The sequence below is a fragment of the Massilia sp. 2TAF26 genome (assembly GCF_052115005.1).
Classification (GTDB): Bacteria; Pseudomonadota; Gammaproteobacteria; order Burkholderiales; family Burkholderiaceae_D; genus Telluria.
Genome location: NZ_JBFRFV010000010.1, coordinates 60,373 through 79,647, shown reverse-complemented (window position 1 = coordinate 79,647; position 19,275 = coordinate 60,373). Strand labels below are relative to the sequence as shown.

The following is a 19,275-nucleotide window of genomic DNA, read 5'->3' as shown; positions in this document are numbered from 1 at the left end:
CTCAGCCCTCGCTGCCCTTCACCGCGCGCAGTTCGCCGAACGGCGCCGGCGGCATGTGCATCATGAAGAAGCGGTCCACGTCCAGGCGCTCGCGCGCGGCCGCCTGCAGCAGCTCGCTCACCGCCTGCGGGCTGTTATAACCGGACGAGTCCTTCTGGAAGGGATCGCTGCCGTACAGCAGGCGGTGGCCGGGCAGCCAGGCCATCATCTGGCGCTCGGCGACGGCGCCGCGGATCGGATACAGCTCGATGCGGTTGGGTCCCGAGCCGATCACCGTCCTGCCGGCCACCAGGCGCAGGTCGGCCTTGCGCGGGGCCTGCTGCAGCGCGTCCGGACGGCCGGCATGGGAAGCCTCCAGGGTGCGCTTCACGATGGGGCTGGACAGGTCGAGGGCATACACCGGAATGCCGCGCGCGGCATATTCGCGGATGCCGGCCAGGTGCGGCCAGGAATCCGAGGTCGTCACCACGGCCTTGACCGGCTTGCCCGGATAGCGCGCCGCGGCCTCGGCCAGCACCTTGGACGAATAGGCGGACGAGAACGGCGCCTCGATCACGACCAGGCCGTCGCCCTGGTCGACGATGGCGACGTTCCAGGTCGATTCGATCAGCAGCACGCCGGGCGCGATCTCGGTCTTCTTCGCGCCCAGCGGCGTCATGGCCGGGTCGCGCGGCGGCTGCTTCGGATCGAAACGCGCCGCCACCGCCTCGGGCACCGTCGTCAGCGCCGGATCGTAGGGCGCGTCCACCTTCAGCGAACGCAGCATCAGGGTGCGGTCGGGCATGCCGTTGACCTGGATGTCCCACTGCATCGGGTAGCGCAGCCCGCTCTTGTCCAGGCGCCAGAAGCCCCAGCTCGTGCGCTGCACCACGTCGCCGAGGTAGGCCGTGTAGCCGCTGCGCGCGGCCGGGCCGGCGTATTCGAGCGCCGACGGCAGGTGGGTGTACTGGCTGAGATAGAGACGCGCGGGCGCACCGTCGAGCGTGAAGGCCACGACCTGGTGCGGTGCGCCGTGCACGACCTGGTCGGCCTCGCGGTGCGCATCCTTCGCATCGAGGGCGGTGAGCAGTGCCCGTTCCGGGCTCAGGGCCAGCGCCTCGGCGGCCAGCTGCGGTTCCTGGCTGCCGCCCGGCATCTGGCGCTCGCCCCAGGCCTGCATCGCCACCCCGTTGGCCACCAGCGTCGTCTGCGTGTAGCTGCCGGCTGGCGGCACGCGTACCTGCAGCTGGCGGCGCAGCGCCTGACGCGCGTGGTCGTGCAGTTCGGAGAGCTCGTGGAATTCGACCAGGTAAGGGCCTTCGGGGCGCTCCGACTGCTCCAGCATGTTGCGGTAGCCCGCCGATTCGAAGGCGACTGTCTTCACGCCGCGCAGCAGCGCCTCGCCGCCCTGCGCCGCGAGGGCCTGCTTCAGGATGGCGCTGGCGGCCGGATCGGCGGCGAAGGCGGGAACGGCGGCGGCGATGGCGCAGGCGGCGGCCAGCGCGGTGACGGAGCGGTGTCTCATGGGCTTCCTGATTTGTTCAGTATGTCGTGCAGCTTAACCCGGCGCCGGTCCGTCCACAACTGAACAAATTTCCATATGTATTTGATTCTTATGGCATTCCGGCGCGGTATCATTCACCGCTTGACCCTCACGCCACGTCAGGCTCCAGAATGGCGCCACGCTGAAGAAAGGAGATGTCCGCATGCTGAAAGTGGGAGAACTCGCCGCGCTTGCCAGGCTGACGGTACGCACGCTGCACCATTACGACAGCATCGGACTGCTCCAGCCTTCCGCGCGTTCCGATGCCGGCTACCGGCTCTACGACCGCAACGACGTGGCGCGCCTGCACCAGATCCAGGCCCTGCGTTCCTTCGGCATGAGCCTGGCCGACATCGGCCTTTACCTGGACAGTCCGGCGGGATCGCCGCTGGCGGTGATCGACCGCCAGCTGGCCACGCTCGACCGGCAGATGCTGGAAGCCGCGCGCATGCGCGAGCAGTTGCAGCGCCTGCGCGCCGAACTCGCAAGCGGCGGCCAGCCGGACCTGTCCACCTGGCTGGACTCACTGGAGCAGATGAGCATGTACGAAAAATACTTCACGCAGGACGAACTGGCCCGCCTTCCGATGTACCACGACGAGGCCATCAAGGCGCAATTCAAGCGCTTGACCGAAGAAGCGGAGGAGCTGATCCGCACGCAGGTAGCGCCGGATTCCGACACCGCCCGGGACTTCGGGCGGCGCTGGCTGGACGCCTTCGGGCGCGGCACCGGCGGCGACGCCGAACTGGCGGCGCGCGTCAACCTGATGGCCGAGCGCGAAAAAGGCTCGGTCAGCATGCCGGAGCACCTCATGCGCTACGTGATGGCGGTGATCGGCGAGCTGAAATACGCGATCTGGTCGCGCTACCTGGAGCCAAGCGTGATCGCGCGCATGCGCAGCCACTGGGCCCGCCGCGGCCACGAATGGGCGCCCCTGATCGGCCAGGTGCGCGAACAGATGCGCCGCGATCCGGATGCCGCGCAGCCGGCTTCCCGGGCGCTGGGGCGCCAGTGGATGGCGCTGTTCCACGATATGGTCGGTACCGACCCGGAGGCGGTGGCGGGTTTCCGCCGTGCGACCGAGGAAGAGTCGATGCTGCGCAAGGGGTCGGGGATCAGTGACGAGGCGGTGATCTGGTTGCGGAAGGGCTTGGCGGCTGGATGATAAAAAAGGCGCCCCACTGGGCGCCTTTCTTTTTTCCGCAATCCTTCGATTACGCCAGCTTGCCGTGGCAAGCCTTGAACTTCTTGCCGCTGCCGCAAGGGCAAGGATCGTTGCGGCCGACCTTCATGCCCATGTAGGTGGTGGCCGGATCGTCGCTCACCGCGGTGGTGCCCGCGGTGACCGCCTGCGGCGCCATCAGTTCTTCCGGCGCGGCGGTCGGGTCGAAGTCGGCGTGCTGGTAGTTCACGTTCTCCAGGTGCGCCGCGGCCGCTTGCATCGCCGCCTCGGCCGCCTCGACTTCCTCGCGGGTCTGGATGCGGACCGTCATGATGGTGCGGATCACTTCGTTCTTGATCTGGTCCAGCATGGCGCCGAACAGCTCGAAGGCTTCGCGCTTGTATTCCTGCTTCGGGTTCTTCTGGGCGTAGCCGCGCAGGTGGATACCCTGGCGCAGGTGGTCCAGCGCCGCCAGGTGCTCGCGCCAGTGGGTGTCGATATTCTGCAGCATGACGTTGCGCTCGAAGCCGCCGAAGGCTTCCTTGCCGACGATCGCGACCTTGCTATTGTAGGATTCGTCGGCGGCGGCCAGCACGCGCTCGAGGATGTCGTCGTCGTTCAGGTTCGGCTCGTCTTCCAGCATCTGCGCCAGCGGCACCGGCAGCGCCCACTCGTCGTTCAGGACGCGGGTCAGCGACGGGATATCCCACTGCTCTTCGACCGACTCGGCCGGCACGTAGGTGCGCACCACGTCGGTGAACACGCCCACGCGCAGGCTGGTGATCAGTTCCGACATGTCGGCCGACTCCAGCAGTTCGTTACGCTGGGTGTAGATCACCTTGCGCTGGTCGTTGGCGACGTCGTCGTACTCGAGCAGCTGCTTGCGGATGTCGAAGTTGCGGGCCTCGACCTTGCGCTGGGCCGACTCGATCGAGCGGGTCACGATGCCGGCCTCGATCGGTTCGCCTTCCGGCATCTTGAGGCGGTCCATGATCGCGCGCACGCGGTCGCCGGCGAAGATGCGCAGGAGCGGATCGTCGAGGGACAGGTAGAAGCGCGAGGAGCCCGGATCGCCCTGGCGGCCCGAACGGCCGCGCAGCTGGTTGTCGACGCGGCGGGATTCGTGGCGCTCGGTACCGATGATGTGCAGGCCGCCCTGCGCCACCACGTGGTCGTGCAGCGACTGCCATTCATCGCGCATCTTTTGCGACTGTTCGGTCTTCTGTTCCGGCGACAGCGACTCGTCGGCCTCGATGAACTGGATCTGCTTCTCGACGTTACCGCCGAGGACGATGTCGGTACCGCGGCCCGCCATGTTGGTGGCGATGGTGATCATCTGCGGACGGCCGGCCTGGGCGATGATTTCCGCTTCGCGGGCGTGCTGCTTCGCGTTCAGCACGTTGTGCGGCAGCTTGGCCTGGGTCAGGATCCCGGACAGCAGTTCCGAGTTCTCGATCGAGGTGGTGCCGACCAGCACCGGCTGGCCGCGCTCGTGGCAGTCGCGGATGTCGACCACCATCGCGTTGTACTTTTCCTCGGCCGATTTATACACCTGGTCCTGGCGGTCCTTGCGCTGCGACGGCTTGTTCGGCGGGATCACCACGGTCTCGAGACCGTAGATTTCCTGGAATTCGTAGGCTTCCGTGTCGGCGGTACCGGTCATGCCGGACAGCTTGGTGTACATGCGGAAGTAGTTCTGGAAGGTGATCGAGGCCAGGGTCTGGTTCTCGTTCTGGATGCGCACGCCTTCCTTGGCTTCGACGGCCTGGTGCAGGCCGTCGGACCAGCGGCGGCCCGTCATCAGGCGGCCGGTGAATTCGTCGACGATCACCACTTCGTTGTTCTGCACCACGTAGTGCTGGTCCTTGTGGTACAGGACGTGCGCGCGCAGGGCGGCGTACAGGTGGTGGATCAGGGTAATGTTGGCGGCGTCGTACAGCGAGGCGCCTTCCGGCAGCAGGCCCATCTTGGTCAGGATGGCTTCGGCCTTCTCGTGGCCGGCCTCGGTCAGCAGCACGGTGTGCGCCTTCTCGTCTTTGGTGTAGTCGCCCGGGACTTCGACCGTGCCCTTGCCGTCCGGGGTCTCTTCGCCGATCTGCAGGGTCAGCATCGGCGGGACTTCATTGATCTTGTGGTACAGGTCGGTGTGGTTCTCGGCCTGGCCGGAAATGATCAGCGGCGTACGGGCCTCGTCGATCAGGATCGAGTCCACCTCGTCGACCACGGCGAAGTTCAGGCCGCGCTGCACGCGTTCGCGCGCATCGTAGACCATGTTGTCGCGCAGGTAGTCGAAGCCGTATTCGTTGTTGGTGCCGTAGGTGATGTCGGAGCCGTAGGCCTTCTGCTTGCTGTCGTGATCCATCTGCGACAGGTTGATGCCGGTGGTCAGGCCGAGCCAGCCGTACAGGCGGCCCATCTGCTCGGCGTCGCGCTGCGCCAGGTAATCGTTGACGGTCACCACGTGCACGCCCTTGCCGGACAGCGCATTCAGGTAGACCGGCAGGGTTGCCATCAGGGTTTTACCTTCGCCGGTGCCCATCTCGGCGATCTTGCCATAGTGCAGGACCATGCCGCCGATCAGCTGCACGTCGAAGTGGCGCATCTTCATCACACGCTTGGCGGCTTCGCGGCAGACGGCAAACGCTTCCGGCAGGATGTCGTCGAGCGAAGCGCCGCCGGCGATCCGCTCCTTGAATTCGGGGGTCTTGGCCTGGAGTTCGGCATCCGACAGCTTTTCCATCTGCGGCTCGAGCGCATTGATGTCGCGCACGGTTTTTTGGTATTGCTTGAGCAGTCGCTGGTTACGGCTGCCGAAAATCTTGGTCAGGAATGACATGCTGTGTTCTTAAAAAGTACGCCGCGAAAAAGCCATGGATGATATCAAAATAATATCCGCCGACGACCGCCTATGGCAAAAAGCCACCGATTTTATCATGCGATCCGGCCACACTTGGGGGTGAACGGGCGCATCACAAGTGCAGGCGGACAAAGAATGTTATCAAATTGCACTCGAAAGCACGTTTACCGTACGTTTCTTTATGAGCACGGCCTGGCTGTGGTATGTTCCGCCCATGCAGTCACCCAAGCCTCCCTATCATATCTACGGCACCAAGGTTCGCCGCACGTCGATCGAGGCGACCGACTTCCTGCGCCGTAACGACCGCATGGCCGCCCTGCTGCCGGCCGCCACCCGCATGGCCAGCCTGCAAAAAGAGGTGCGCCTGATCCTGCCGCCGATGTACGCCAACTGCGAGGCGCTGGCGATCCAGGATGGCGTGCTGACCCTGGCCGTGCCCTCCTCGGCCGTGGCCGCCAAGCTCAAGCAGCAGGCGCCCAAGCTGCAGGCGGCACTGCAGAAGAAGGGCTGGCAGGTGGACTCGGTGCGGATCAAGATCCAGGTGGGACGCGCGCTGCCGGCTGAACCGGAGGGTTTGAAGCCGTCCTCGCTGGAACTGCCGCCGACGGCGGTGCAGGCCTTCGAGGAGCTGGGGGATGCTTTGCCGGAATCGCCGCAGAACGCGCAGTTGATTGCGGCGATCAGGCGGCTGGCGGAGAGGCGCAAGAATAAATAGCGGTCACGAAGACCGTCGTTCCCGCGGAGGCGGGAATCCGAGTTTGCTAGCGTACTGGTGGCTTATAACGGTAGTGGAACGCACCGAACTTGGGTCCCCGCCTGCGCGGGGACGACGTTGTTCAGGGCTTCAGGTTAAAGCCCACTCCCGCTCCATCTGCGCCCCATACGACACCGGCGCCCGCTCCTGCTGGTCGAAGGTGACGATCTCGTAGGCTTCCGGATGCGCCAGCAGTTCGCGCAGCAGCAGGTTGTTCAGGCCGTGGCCGGATTTGTGGGCTTCGTAGCTGGCCAGCAGCGGGTGGCCGACCAGGTAGAGGTCGCCGATCGCGTCGAGGATCTTGTGGCGCACGAACTCGTCTTCGTAGCGCAGGCCGTCGGCGTTCAGGATCCGGTACTCGTCCATCACGATCGCGTTTTCCAGCGAACCGCCGCGGGCCAGGCCCATGCCGCGCAGGCTTTCGACGTCCTGCATGAAGCCGAAGGTGCGGGCGCGCGCCACGTCGTGCACGTAGGAGACCTTGCCGAAATCGACCTCGGCGCGCTGCATGGTGCCGTCGACGGCCGGGTGGTTGAATTCGATGAAGAAGTCGAGCCTGAATCCGTCGAAAGGCGTGAGGCGGGCCCACTTCTCGTTGTTGCCGCTGCCCTGGCGCACTTCGACCGGCTCCAGCACGCGGATGAATTTCTTGGCCGAGGCCTGCTCCTGCACGCCGGCCTGCTGCAGCAGGAAGACGAAGGACGAGGCCGAGCCGTCCATGATCGGGATCTCTTCGGCGGTGACGTCGACGTACAGGTTGTCGATGCCGAGGCCGGCGCAGGCCGACATCAGGTGCTCGACGGTCGAGACGCGCGCATTGTCCTTGCTGAGGACCGAGGCCATGCGGGTGTCGCCGACGATTTCCGCGTTCGACGGAAACTCGACCACGGGGTCGAGATCCACGCGGCGGAACACGATGCCGGTGTCGACGGCAGCCGGACGCAGGGTCAGCTCGACCTTGGTGCCCGAGTGCAGGCCGACGCCTGTCGTGCGCACCAGCTGTTTGATTGTTCTTTGTTTGAGCATCGTTCGATTATATAGGAGGCCCTGTTTCTTCGCCCTGGCCTCCCTCGGCCGGTGGCAGGAACACCACGTTTTCAGGGATGTTCCCCCTCCGCGTGGGTGGATTCGTGGCGGATCAGGTACAGGCCGCTGCCGATGATGATTGCCGCACCGATGAGAGTGTATTGATCGGGCAAGGTTTGCCACAACACCCAGTCGATCCCGATGCCGCAGGCCAGGGCCGTGTACTCGAAGGGCGCGACCACCGAGGCTTCGCCATGGCTGAAGGCTTCGGTGATCGCCAGCTGGGCCAGGAAACCGCTGAGCGCCAGGCCGCCCAGCAGCGGCAGGTGGCGCACCTCGACCGGGGTCCAGGAAGGCGCGGCCAGCGCAGTGGCGCCGAGGGCCATCAGCAGCATCAGCCAGAACACCATCTGCTCGCTGCTGTCGCTGCGCGCCAGCACCCGGCCGGTCACCGCCGACACCGCGTAGAACACGGCCGCCAGCAGGATCGCCAGTCCGCCCAGCGTGAGGAAGCCCTCGCCGCTGGGCCGCAGTACCACCAGCACGCCGGCCATGCCGACCGCGATCGCCAGCCAGCGCGCAGCGTTCACGCGCTCCTTCAGCACGAACACGGACAGCGCCGTGATCAGGATCGGGCCGATGAAGAAGATCGTATAGGCCTCCGCCAGCGACAGTCCCCTCACCCCATAGGCGAACAGGGCCAGCATGAAGATGCCGATCAGCGCGCGCAGCAGGTGCAGCGGCCAGCGGACTTGCAGCATCGTGCGAAAGCCGCCGCGCCATGCCACCCAGGCGCACACCAAAGGCAGCGACGACAGGGAACGCAGGGACGCCACCTGCATCGCCGGGAATTCGGCGGACAGCAGCTTCATGATCGTGTCCATGACCGAGAACATCAGCACCGCCGCCAGCATCGCGCGGATGCTGCGCAGGTTGCCGCTCAATCTGCTGCCTTGCGCCGTGGTGCTCGGATTCACAGGTGCTTCTCCATGAAGACCGACAGCGGGTCGGGCTGATAATCGCCGAAGGGGCCGCAGCGCGCGAAGCCGAAGCGTTCGTACAGGGCGATGGCGTCTGACTGGTGGATGCCGGTCTCCAGCTTCAGCACGCGCAGGCCGGACATGGCGGCGAACATCGCGATGTGTTCCATCAGCTTGCGGCCGGTGCCGAGGCCGCGCCTGGCTTCGTCGACGAACATGCGCTTGATCTCGCCATAGCCTTCGTCTTCGCCCTCGGCATCGCGCCGGACCAGGGCGGCGCAGCCGCTAGCTGCGCCGTCGACGCCGCGCGCGACCAGGAACAGGACGTCGCCGCGCATCAGCGAGGCGATGTCCATCAGGTGGTTGCTCTCGGATGGATAGAGGGAGGCGCAGTAGGCGTCGAGGCGCGCCAGCATGTCGCGCACTTCCGGCTGGTCGGGGGATTCGGTATTGATGATCATGGTGATAAAAAACGGCGCCGCAGCGCCGTTCGTCAGCGTAGCGGGATGATTAGCCGATCTGTTCCAGCAGCTTCTCGGCCGACGAGACTGCGAAGCCGCCGCCGTTCTCGAGGTTCAGCTGCTTGACCACGCCGTCCTCGACCAGCATCGAGTAGCGCTGGCTGCGCACGCCCAGGCCCTTGGCGCTCAGGTCGAACTCCAGGCCCAGCGCCTTGGTGAAGGTGCCGCTGCCGTCGGCCATCATGCGGACGATGCCGGTGGCTTTCTGGTCGCGGCCCCAGGCGCCCATCACGAAGGCGTCGTTGACCGACACGCACCAGATCTCGTCCACGCCCTTGGCTTTCAGCTGGTCGGCCAGCTGGATGTAGCCCGGCAGGTGCTGGGCCGAGCAGGTCGGGGTATAGGCGCCCGGCAGGCCGAAGATGGCGATGGTCTTGCCCTTCACGAGGTCCGCGACGTTGAAGGTATTCGGGCCGAGGGAGCAGCCTTCGGTTTCGGTTTCGATGAATTCCGACAGGGTCGCTTCCGGCAGGCGGTCGCCGATCTGGATGGTCATATCAGGTACTCCATGTTGTGATTATCAGAACCCGCAAGTATGCCTGATCTGGCGAAATTCGGGGTCAGAGCACTTTATTCCAACCTTTCGGGGTCAGAGCACTTTTCTGAACAATGTCCCGCAGATCAGTTTTTATCGGACGCCCTGATGGCTTTTGCTTGGCGGCGGAACGATCGGTCATCGGAAACCGGTCAAGTTATGCGCGGCAAAGCAATTGCCCATAAAAGTGCTCTGACCCCGAATTTGTTGGGAAATGTGCTCTGACCCCGAATTTTGAGCAAAACAAAAGGCCAGTACCGCTTGGTCGGTACTGGCCCTTGCATCATGGAGTTTTGGCTTGCTTAGTCGGCTTGCTTGCGCAGGAAGGCCGGGATGTCGTAGGTTTCGACACCGTTGTTCTGCATCGCGCGGACCTGCTCGGAGGCCTGTTCGCGGCGCCACACGGCAGGCTGCTTCATGCCTTCCATGTGGCCGGCGCCGGCGATCGAGCCCATGCCCATGCCGCCAGTGGCCATGGTCGGTGCGCCGGACATGACCGGGGCGCCGTAGGTGCCGGTACGCAGGACCTGCTGCGGCTGCACCAGCGAGATGCTGGCCTTGTTCTTGCCCAGGCCGGTCGCGACCACGGTCACGCGCAGTTCGTCGCCCATCGCGTCGTCGTAGGCGATACCCTGGGCGATGGCGGCGTCCGGAGCGGCGAAGGCGCGCACCGCGGCCATCACTTCCTTGATTTCCTTACCCTTCAGGTTGCGCGACGCGGTGACGTTCACCAGCACGCCCTTGGCGCCCGACAGGTCGATACCGTCCAGCAGCGGCGAAGCCACGGCCTGTTCGGCGGCGATGCGCGCGCGGTCCACGCCCGATGCGGTCGCGGTGCCCATCATGGCCTTGCCCTGCTCGCTCATGATGGTCTTGACGTCGTTGAAGTCGACGTTGATGTGGCCCGGCACGTTGATGATCTCGGCGATACCGGCAACGGCGTTGTTCAGCACGTCGTCGGCATGCTTCATCCAGTCCAGCATGCAGTCGTCTTCGTAGATGTCTTCCAGCTTCTCGTTCAGGATCACGATCAGCGAGTCGACGTGCTTGGTCAGTTCTTCCAGGCCGGCTTCGGCCACGTCCATGCACTTCTGGCCTTCGTAGGAGAAGGGCTTGGAAACCACGGCGACGGTCAGGGCGCCCAGGTTCTTGGCCACTTCGGCCACGATCGGGGCGGCGCCGGTGCCGGTGCCACCGCCCATGCCGGCAGCGATGAAGACCATGTGCGCGCCGCGCAGCGAGTCTTCGATGCGCGCGCGCGACTGCTCGGCCAGCTGGCGGCCGACTTCCGGGCGCATGCCTGCGCCCAGGCCGGAATCGCCGATCTGGATGATGTTGTGCGCGCCCGAAGCGGCCAGCGCCTGCGCGTCGGTGTTTGCGGCGATGAACTCCACACCGGAAACACCCTTGTTGATCATGTGCTGCACCGCATTACCACCCGCGCCGCCAACACCGACAACCTTGATGACGGTGCCCAGTGATGCGTTATCGACCATATCAAACTCCATGATGAACTCCTAATCTCTCAAAGTGCCGTTTCCAAGCTCGAACCCTCACAGAAAGGCTGTCAAAACTCGAGATTGGAAACACGCGTCTATTTTAAAAATAATTTACGAACGTTACCAAGCAAAACCGTTACCACTTGTTACGAAAACCTTTAGAAGTTCCCTAAAAACCACTCTTTCATCCGCTGCCATACCGCTTTCACCGATCCATCCTGACGCGTGACGATGTGCCCGCGCAGATACTGCTTCTTCGCCTCCAGCAAAAGACCGAGGACCGTGGCGTAACGCGGGCTGCGCACCACGTCGGCCAACTGGCCGCGATACTCCGGCGTGCCGAGGCGCGCCGGCTTCAGGAAGATGTCTTCGGCCATCTCGATCATGCCCGGCATGATCGAGGAGCCGCCGGTCAGCACGATGCCCGACGACAGCACGCCTTCGTAGCCGGACTCGCGCACCACCTGGTGCACCATCGCGAACAGCTCCTCGACGCGCGGCTCGATCACGGCGGCCAGCGCCTGGCGCGACAGCGAACGCGGACCGCGGTCGCCCAGGCCCGGCACTTCCAGGGTCTCGCCCGGATCGGCCAGCACCTGCTTGGCCACGCCGTAGCGGATCTTGATCTCTTCCGCTTCGCCGGTTGGGGTACGCAGGGCCATCGCGATGTCGCTGGTGATCTGGTCGCCGGCGATCGGGATCACGGCCGTGTGGCGGATCGCGCCGTCGCTGAAGACGGCGATGTCGGTGGTGCCGCCGCCGATGTCGATCAGGACCACGCCGAGTTCCTTCTCGTCGTTGGTCAGCACGGAATCGGCGGACGCCATCGGCTGCAGGATCAGGTCGGAGACCTCGAGTCCGCAACGGCGCACGCACTTTACAATATTCTGTACCGCGGACACCGCACCTGTAACAATGTGCACGCGCACTTCCAGGCGGATGCCGCTCATGCCGATCGGCTCGCGCACGTCTTCCTGGTTGTCGACGATGAATTCCTGCGGCACCGTATGCAGCAACTGCTGGTCGGTCGGGATGTTGACCGCCTTCGCCGTCTCGATCACGCGCGCCACGTCGGTCGCGGTGACCTCCTTGTCCTTGATCGCCACCATGCCGCTCGAGTTGAACGAACGGATATGGCTGCCGGCGATGCCCGCATACACGTTGCGGATCTTGCAGTCGGCCATCAGCTCGGCTTCTTCGAGGGCGCGCTGGATCGATTCGACGGTCGCTTCGATGTTGACGACAACGCCCTTCTTCAAACCTTTCGACTCGTGCTGGCCGAGTCCAATTACTTCATGGCGCCCATCGGCCATCACCTCGGCCACCACCGCCACCACCTTCGAGGTGCCGATGTCGAGGCCGACGATCAGGTTCTTTGCGTCTTTTGTCATGTTTGCTGTCGCCTGCTTGATTAAGTTTGCTTTGTTGTTTTGTTGCTTGCTTTTTTCTTTGCCGCCTTGACCGGCTTGGTGGCATCAAGCGGCACGCTCAATGCCGCCGACGACAGCGCCAGCCCGTTCGGATAGCGCATGTCGATCGTGTCGATGCGTCCCTCCTGCAGGCGGGCGGTGAGCTGCGGGTAGATGCTCACCAGGCGCTGCACGCGGGCCTTCATGCCATCCTTGCCCAGCTCGCGGCCGAGCTCCACGCTCATGCCGTTGTCCAGCCGGACAGTCCAGGCGTAGCGCTTCGACAGGCTGAGCGAAGCCGGCACCAGGCGGATCGGCGCGAACAGGCCGCGCAGTTCGGCAAATCGGGCCAGCACTTCCTTCTCGCTGCCGGGAGGACCATCGAAAGCAGGCAGCTCGTGGTCCTCGTCGGCTTCGGCCAGGTTGGCGGTGAAGACGTCGCCTTTGACGGAGAGCAGGCGTCCGTCCTCGCCCCAGGTACCGAGCGCTTCGTGCTCCTCGACCTGGACGATCAGCTGGTTCGGCCACTCGCGGCGCACGCTGGCCTTGCGGACCCAGGGCACGGCCTCGAAGGTGGCGCGCACCTGTTCCAGGTCGGAAGTGAAGAAATTCCCCTTGATCTTGCCCAGCACGCCATTGCGCACCGTGAGTTCGTTCACGTGCTGCAGGTCCAGGCCGTACATGCTTTCGACACGCACCGCACGCAGGGTGAACATCGGGCGCTGCGACAGCCACCAGACGCCCGACGCGATACAGGCGAGCGCCACCAGCGCGGTAATCGCGCCGGAGGTTGCGTTCAGGGCTCGCGCGTCATGCCACATCTTGTTACGCCTTTTCCTTCTTCTGGCCAATCTTCAGCGACGCCGAGCGCAGGATCTCGACGCACAGGTCTTCATAGCTGGTGCCCTCCGCGCGCGCCGCCATCGGCACCAGCGAGTGCGAGGTCATGCCCGGCGAGGTATTCACTTCCAGCAGGAAGAACTGCTGGTCGGACTCGCGCAGCAGCACGTCGATGCGGCTCCAGCCTTCGCAGCCGAGGGCGCGGTAGGCCTTCTCGACCTCGCGCTGGATCGCGGCGGTCAGGTCCGCGTCAAGCGGCGCCGGGCAGTAGTACCTGGTGTCGTCCGTGAAGTACTTGTTCTGGTAGTCGTAATTGCCTTCCGGGGCGACGATCTCGATGATCGGCAACGCGCGGGCGGCGGGACCGCTGCCCAGCAGCGGCACCGAGAATTCGCGGCCTTCGATGAACTGCTCGGCCAGCACCCGCGTGTCGTACTTGCGGGACAGCTCGACGGCGGCCTGCAGCTCTTCCCGACGGGTCACCTTGGTGATGCCGATGCTCGAACCTTCCAGCGGCGCCTTGACGATCAGCGGCAGGCCGAGGTCGGCCACCACCTTGTCCAGATCGGTGTCGTCGTCGATGACGGCGTACTTCGGCGTCGAGACGCCGTTCGCCAGCCAGACGATCTTGGTGGTGATCTTGTCCATGCCGACGCTCGAAGCCATCACGCCGCTGCCGGTATAGGGGATGCCGAGCTGCTCGAGGGCGCCCTGCAGGCTGCCGTCCTCGCCGTAGCGGCCGTGCAGCGCGATGAAGACGCGGTCGAACTTTTCGGCGGCCAGTTCGGCCAGCGAGCGTTCGGCCGGATCGAAGGCATGGGCGTCCACACCCTTCGATTGCAGCGCCTGCAGCACGCCGGTGCCGGACAGGATCGAGATCTCGCGCTCGGCCGAGCGGCCGCCGAACAGGACGGCGACTTTACCGAGTTCCTTGATTTCAGTTTGAGTAAGCGTACTCATAATCAGCTCTTAATTCGCTACCTTTTGAAGCAGTGTTAATTGGTGCGGAACGCCGCCGATCGAGCCGGCGCCCATGGTCAGCACGACGTCGCCGTCGCGCGCCACCTTCAGGATCGTCGCCGGCATGTCGGCGATCGATTCCACGAAAATCGGTTCGATCTGGCTGCCGGCGCGCAGCGCGCGCGCCAGCGCACGGCCGTCGGCCGCCACGATCGGGGTTTCGCCGGCCGCGTACACCTCGGCCAGCAGCAGCACGTCCGGCGCCGCCAGCACCTTGACGAAGTCCTCGAACAGGTCGCGGGTGCGGGTATAGCGGTGCGGCTGGAAGGCCAGCAGCAGGCGGCGGCCCGGATAGGCCGCGCGCGCGGCCGCCAGGGTCACCTGGGCTTCGACCGGATGATGGCCGTAGTCGTCCACCAGGGTGAAGCTGCCGCCGGACTCCAGGGGGATCTCGCCGTAGCGGGTGAAGCGGCGGCCGACGCCGCGGAACTCCGCCAGGCCCTTGGCCGTGGCTTCGTCCGGCACGCCGATCTCGCGCGCGATCGCGATCGCCGAGCAGGCGTTCAGCACGTTGTGCATGCCGGGCTGGTTCAGCATGAAGGTGGTGTCGGGATAGCCTTCCTGGCGCACCGTGAAGCGCATGCGGGTGCCGTCGGCGTGGGCGTCCAGCGCGCGCACCTCCGCATCTTCCGAAAAACCGTAGGTCGTCACCGGCTTGGTCACCTGCGGCAGGATGGCGCGCACGTTGACGTCGTCGATGCACATCATCGCGCGGCCGTAGAACGGCAGGCGGTGGGTGAAGTTCACGAACGCCGCCTTCAGCTTCTCGAAGTCGTGCTCGTAGGTGTCCATGTGGTCGGCGTCGATGTTGGTGATCACCTCGATCATCGGCGACAGGTTCAGGAAGGAGGCGTCGGACTCGTCGGCCTCGGCCACGATGTAGTCGCCGGTGCCCAGCTTGGCGTTGGCGCCGGCGCTGTTCAGGCGGCCGCCGATCACGAAGGTCGGGTCCATGCCGCCTTCGGCCAGCACCGAAGCCACCAGGCTGGTGGTGGTGGTCTTGCCGTGGGTGCCGGCGATCGCGATGCCGCGCTTCAGGCGCATCAGTTCGCCCAGCATGATGGCGCGCGGCACCACCGGGACCTTGGCGGCGCGTGCGGCCACCACTTCCGGGTTCGCTTCGTTGACGGCGGTCGAGGTGACCACGGCATCGGCGCCGCGCACGTGTTCTTCCGCGTGGCCGATGTGAACCGTCGCGCCAAGTTCGGCCAAACGCTGACTGGCGGCGTTCGAGGCCAGGTCCGAACCGGACACCTTGTAGCCGAGGTTCAGCAGCACCTCGGCGATGCCGCTCATGCCGCTGCCGCCGATGCCGACGAAGTGAATGTGTTTGATCTTGTGTTTCATTTGCTGCCTTTGCTCAGTTCTTCCAGCACCTGCGCGATCGCCGCATTGGCGTCGCGCCGGCCGACTGCCTGCGCCGCTTCCGCCATGCGGAGGCAGTCGTCGCGGGAGGTCGTTTGCAGCAGCTTCGCCAGCTGCTGCGGGTTCAGCTCGCCCTGCGGCAAATGGATGGCCGCCTTCTGCCCCGCCATCCAGACCGCGTTGTCGCGCTGGTGGCTGGTGGTGCTGGCGATGAAAGGCACCAGCACGCTGGCGACGCCGGCGGCGGTCAGTTCCGACACCGTGATCGCGCCGGCGCGGCAGATCACCAGATCGGCATTCGCGTACTCCGCCGCCATGTCGTCGATGAAGTCGACCACATTGGCCTGCACGCCGGCGCTTGCATAGGCCGCGCGCAGGGCGTCGATGTTCTTCTTGCCCGACTGGTGGGTGACGACGGGGCGCAGGCCTTCCGGAATCAGGGCCAGGGCCGCCGGCACGCTGTCGTTCAGGACCTTCGCGCCGAGGCTGCCGCCCACCACCAGGATGTTCAGCGGGCCGCTGCGATTCGCGAAGCGGTGGCCCGGCGACGGCATCTCCAGGATCTCCTTGCGCACCGGGTTGCCGGTGACGACCGCCTTGCCGGCCGCTTTGCCGAAGTCGGCCGGGAAGCCGAACAGCACGCGCTGGGCCATCGGTGTCAGGGTCTTGTTCGACAGCAGCAGCGCGGCGTCGGCATTCACCAGCGCCAGCGGCACGCCGCGCGAACGCGCCATCATCCCGCCCGGCACGGTCACGTAACCGCCCATGCCCAGCACCACGTCCGGCTTGCGGGCGGCGATGAAGCGACGGCAGGCGGCAAACGCGCCCAGCATCTTGAAGGCGCCGGAGATGGTGTGGCCCAGGCCCTTGCCGCGCAGGCCGGCGAAGTCGATGCTGTCCATCGGGATGCCGTGCTTCGGCACGATGTCCTTCTCCATGCCGTGGGCGGTGCCCAGCCAGCTCACTTCCCAGCCGCGCTCGCGCATCGACTGGGCGATCGCGATGCCGGGGAAGATGTGGCCGCCGGTACCGGCCGCCATGATCATCAGACGCTTGCTCATTTGATCGCTCCCTGGCGGCCGCCGCGCATGCGGACGCGGTTTTCGTAATCGATGCGCAGCAGGATCGCCAGGCCGACGCAGTTGAACATCAGGCCGGAACCGCCGTAGCTCATCAGCGGCAGGGTCAGGCCCTTGGTCGGCAGCAGGCCGAGGTTCACGCCCATATTGATGAAGACCTGCACGCCCAGCCAGATGCCGATGCCCTTCGCGGCCAGGCCGGCGAAGTGCTGCTCCAGCGCGATCGCCTGGCGGCCGATGTCGAACGCGCGTTTCACTAACCAGTAGAACAGGCCGACCACGACCAGCACGCCGGCCAGGCCGAGCTCTTCGCCGATCACGGCCATGATGAAGTCGGTATGCGCTTCCGGCAGGTAGTGCAGCTTCTCGACGCTGCCGCCCAGGCCGACGCCGAACAGCTCGCCGCGGCCGAAGGCGATCAGCGAATGGGTCAGCTGGTAGGCCTTGTCGAGCGCATTGCCCTCTTCCCACGGATTCATGTAGGCGAACATGCGGGCGCGGCGGAAGGGCGAGAGCGCGATGATGGTCGAGAACACCATTACCAGCACGGCGCCGATGCCGCCGAACCAGATCATATTGAAGCCGCCCAGGAACAGGATGCCCATCGAGATGCAGACGATCACGCCGAAGGCGCCGAGGTCAGGCTCGAGCAGGAGCAGCACACCGACCAGCGCCATCGCGGCGGCCATCGGCATGAAGCCCTTGGTCAGCTTGTGCATGTATTGCTGCTTGCGCACCGTGAAGTCGGCGGCGTACAGCACCGCCACCACCTTCATGATCTCGGACGGCTGGCCGATTCGCAAAGGCAGCCAGCGGCGCGCGCCGTTCACCGAGACGCCGACGCCCGGCACCAGCACGATGGCCAGCATGATCAGGGTGACGACGAACATCAGCGGCGCGAAGCGCTGCCATACCGCCACCGGGATGCGGAAGGCGAACAGGCCGAACAGCAGCGAGACCGCGATGAACATCGCCTGGCGCAGCAGGAAGTAGTTGTTCTTGCCGCCCAGGTAGGCGAACTTGGGCGAATCCGGCAGCGCGATCGAGGCCGAATACACCATCACCATCCCGAACAGCATCAAGAGGACCACGACCCATACCAGCGGCTGGTCGTATTCCATCATGCGCGACGGCCGCGCACGCGCGGCGATCGCCGCATCGTCCGAGGATCCGCCAAACTTGAAGGGAAGCTGGAAGGCCATCAGATGTCCTGCCCCTTCTCGAGCGCGATCTCGCGCACGGTGTCGACGAAGACCTGGGCGCGGTGCGCGTAATTGGTGAACATGTCCAGGCTGGCGCAGGCCGGCGACAGCAGCACCACGTCACCCGGCTTGGCCAGGCCGCCGGCGCGGCGGGTCGCTTCCGGCAGGCCCGGCAGGTCGAAGCACGGCACGCCGCTCGCTTCGATGGCGGCCTTGATCGCCGGCCCATCGCGGCCGATCAGCAGCACTGCCTTCACGTAGCGCGAGCACGGACCGGCCAGCGGTGCGAAGTCCTGGCCCTTGCCGTCGCCGCCGGCGATCAGCAGGATCTGGCGGCCGGTCTCGCCGAAGGTCTGGCCCAGGCCTTCCAGCGCGGCGACGGTGGCGCCGACATTGGTGCCCTTGCTGTCGTCGTAGTACTCGACCTCGTCGATGCTGGCGACCAGTTCGACGCGGTGCGGCTCGCCCTGGTATTCGCGCAGGCCGTGCAGCAGCGGCGCCAGCGGCAGGCCGCAGGCGCGGCACAGGGCCAGCGCGGCCAGCGCGTTGGAGGCGTTGTGGATGCCGCGGATGCGCAGGGCGTCGGCCGGCATCAGGCGGTTGATCACCACTTCCTGCGGCTCTTCCGGCTCATTTTTCTTGCGCTTCTTCTCCGGTTCCTCGGCCGGATTCGCATTCGCCAGCCACAGCACGCCGCGCTCGTTCACCAGGCCAAAGCTGCCCGGCGCGTCCGGTTCGCCCGTGCCGAAGGTGGTGACTTGCACATCCGGATTCGTCATGCGCATCACGGTGGCGTCGTCGCGGTTCAGCACGCGGACCGTGTCCTTGCCGAAGATGCGCGCCTTGTCGAAGGCGTAGGCGGTCATGCTGCCGTGCCAGTCCAGGTGGTCCTGGGTCAGGTTCAGGACGGTGGCGGCATCCGGGTTCAGGCTGAAGGTGGTGTGCAGCTGGAAGCTGGACAGTTCCAGGACCCAGGCCTGCGGCAATTCTTCCTTGTCGAGGACTTCGCGCAGCACGTCCAGCGCGGCCGGGCTGATGTTGCCGGCCACGCGGGTGGTGAAGCCGGCGCGGCGGCACAGCAGGCCGGTCAGGCTCGTCACCGTGGTCTTGCCGTTGGTGCCGGTGATGGCGATGACTTTCGGCGCATAGCCGCGGGTGGTCTTCAGGTCGGACAGCGCCTGGGCGAACAGCTCGATCTCGCCCCACACGGGGATATTGCGGGCGGCCGCGCCCGGTGCGATCTCGGCCAGCTCGCGTTCCGGCGCCAGGCCCGGGCTGACGGCGACGAAGTCGACGCCGTCCAGCAGCGCGACGGTAAAGGCGCCGCCGATGAAGTCCGCAGTCGGCACGGCCTGGCGCAGCGCGACCAGGCGCTGCGGCTCGGTACGCGTATCGGCCACGCGCACCTGGGCGCCGCAACGCGCCAGCCATTGCGCCATCGCGAGGCCCGATTCGCCAAGTCCGAGTACCAGTGCGGTTTTGCCTTCGTAGTTCATCGTTCGGT

The 19,275-nt window shown here is 65.6% G+C and carries 16 protein-coding genes; 2 read left to right on the top strand and 14 right to left on the bottom strand.

Features of this window, described 5'->3' with window-relative positions:
- Position 1 precedes the first annotated feature (1 nt).
- Positions 2–1,504, bottom strand: coding sequence for a hypothetical protein (locus tag AB4Z32_RS12825; RefSeq protein ID WP_442122227.1), 1,503 nt, complete (start codon positions 1,502–1,504; stop codon positions 2–4).
- Positions 1,505–1,685: 181 nt separating this feature from the next.
- Between AB4Z32_RS12825 and AB4Z32_RS12820 the strand changes: the two genes are divergently transcribed.
- Positions 1,686–2,687, top strand: a complete 1,002-nt coding sequence (locus AB4Z32_RS12820) for a MerR family transcriptional regulator (RefSeq protein WP_442122226.1) — start codon at positions 1,686–1,688, stop codon at positions 2,685–2,687.
- Between the two features lie 49 nt (positions 2,688–2,736).
- Here AB4Z32_RS12820 and secA read toward each other — a convergent pair whose 3' ends face one another.
- A complete protein-coding gene (gene secA, locus AB4Z32_RS12815) occupies positions 2,737–5,520 on the bottom strand; it encodes a preprotein translocase subunit SecA (protein ID WP_442122225.1) in 2,784 nt (927 codons plus the stop codon).
- Between the two features lie 235 nt (positions 5,521–5,755).
- Between secA and AB4Z32_RS12810 the strand changes: the two genes are divergently transcribed.
- The gene (locus AB4Z32_RS12810) at positions 5,756–6,256 is read left to right on the top strand and encodes a DciA family protein (protein ID WP_442122224.1); all 501 of its coding nucleotides are present in this window, start codon (positions 5,756–5,758) and stop codon (positions 6,254–6,256) included.
- 129 nt (positions 6,257–6,385) lie between these two features.
- Here the strand turns inward: AB4Z32_RS12810 and lpxC are convergent, their stop codons facing one another.
- The 12 genes from lpxC to murD form a co-directional block, all read right to left on the bottom strand.
- Entirely contained in the window at positions 6,386–7,321 is a 936-nt protein-coding gene (gene lpxC / locus AB4Z32_RS12805) for a UDP-3-O-acyl-N-acetylglucosamine deacetylase (RefSeq protein WP_442122223.1), read from the bottom strand.
- A 71-nt stretch (positions 7,322–7,392) separates the two neighbouring features.
- The gene (locus tag AB4Z32_RS12800; protein ID WP_442122329.1) at positions 7,393–8,235 is read right to left on the bottom strand and encodes a DMT family transporter; all 843 of its coding nucleotides are present in this window, start codon (positions 8,233–8,235) and stop codon (positions 7,393–7,395) included.
- 59 nt (positions 8,236–8,294) lie between these two features.
- On the bottom strand, positions 8,295–8,762 hold the full coding sequence (locus AB4Z32_RS12795) for a GNAT family N-acetyltransferase (protein ID WP_442122222.1): 468 nt from the start codon (positions 8,760–8,762) through the stop codon (positions 8,295–8,297).
- Between the two features lie 49 nt (positions 8,763–8,811).
- The gene (locus AB4Z32_RS12790) at positions 8,812–9,318 is read right to left on the bottom strand and encodes a peroxiredoxin (RefSeq protein WP_442122221.1); all 507 of its coding nucleotides are present in this window, start codon (positions 9,316–9,318) and stop codon (positions 8,812–8,814) included.
- Positions 9,319–9,659: 341 nt separating this feature from the next.
- Positions 9,660–10,865 (bottom strand): cell division protein FtsZ, encoded by a 1,206-nt coding sequence (gene ftsZ / locus AB4Z32_RS12785; RefSeq protein ID WP_442122220.1) that lies wholly within the window; start codon positions 10,863–10,865, stop codon positions 9,660–9,662.
- 149 nt (positions 10,866–11,014) lie between these two features.
- Positions 11,015–12,247: a cell division protein FtsA gene (gene ftsA / locus AB4Z32_RS12780; protein ID WP_052233471.1), complete on the bottom strand. Its 1,233-nt coding sequence runs from the start codon at positions 12,245–12,247 to the stop codon at positions 11,015–11,017.
- Between the two features lie 20 nt (positions 12,248–12,267).
- Positions 12,268–13,086 (bottom strand): cell division protein FtsQ/DivIB, encoded by an 819-nt coding sequence (locus tag AB4Z32_RS12775; RefSeq protein WP_442122219.1) that lies wholly within the window; start codon positions 13,084–13,086, stop codon positions 12,268–12,270.
- A 4-nt stretch (positions 13,087–13,090) separates the two neighbouring features.
- On the bottom strand, positions 13,091–14,065 hold the full coding sequence (locus tag AB4Z32_RS12770; protein WP_442122218.1) for a D-alanine--D-alanine ligase: 975 nt from the start codon (positions 14,063–14,065) through the stop codon (positions 13,091–13,093).
- A gap of 9 nt (positions 14,066–14,074) precedes the next feature.
- Positions 14,075–15,472 (bottom strand): UDP-N-acetylmuramate--L-alanine ligase, encoded by a 1,398-nt coding sequence (gene murC / locus AB4Z32_RS12765; RefSeq protein ID WP_442122217.1) that lies wholly within the window; start codon positions 15,470–15,472, stop codon positions 14,075–14,077.
- On the bottom strand, positions 15,469–16,551 hold the full coding sequence (gene murG, locus AB4Z32_RS12760) for an undecaprenyldiphospho-muramoylpentapeptide beta-N-acetylglucosaminyltransferase (protein WP_442122216.1): 1,083 nt from the start codon (positions 16,549–16,551) through the stop codon (positions 15,469–15,471). Before murG ends, murC begins: the two co-directional genes overlap by 4 nt.
- Positions 16,548–17,771 carry a putative lipid II flippase FtsW gene (gene ftsW / locus AB4Z32_RS12755; RefSeq protein WP_442122215.1) on the bottom strand — a complete coding sequence of 408 codons (1,224 nt, stop codon included), beginning with the start codon at positions 17,769–17,771 and terminating at the stop codon, positions 16,548–16,550. Before ftsW ends, murG begins: the two co-directional genes overlap by 4 nt.
- The gene (gene murD / locus AB4Z32_RS12750; protein WP_442122214.1) at positions 17,771–19,267 is read right to left on the bottom strand and encodes a UDP-N-acetylmuramoyl-L-alanine--D-glutamate ligase; all 1,497 of its coding nucleotides are present in this window, start codon (positions 19,265–19,267) and stop codon (positions 17,771–17,773) included. Before murD ends, ftsW begins: the two co-directional genes overlap by 1 nt.
- Between the last annotated feature and the right edge of the window lie 8 nt (positions 19,268–19,275).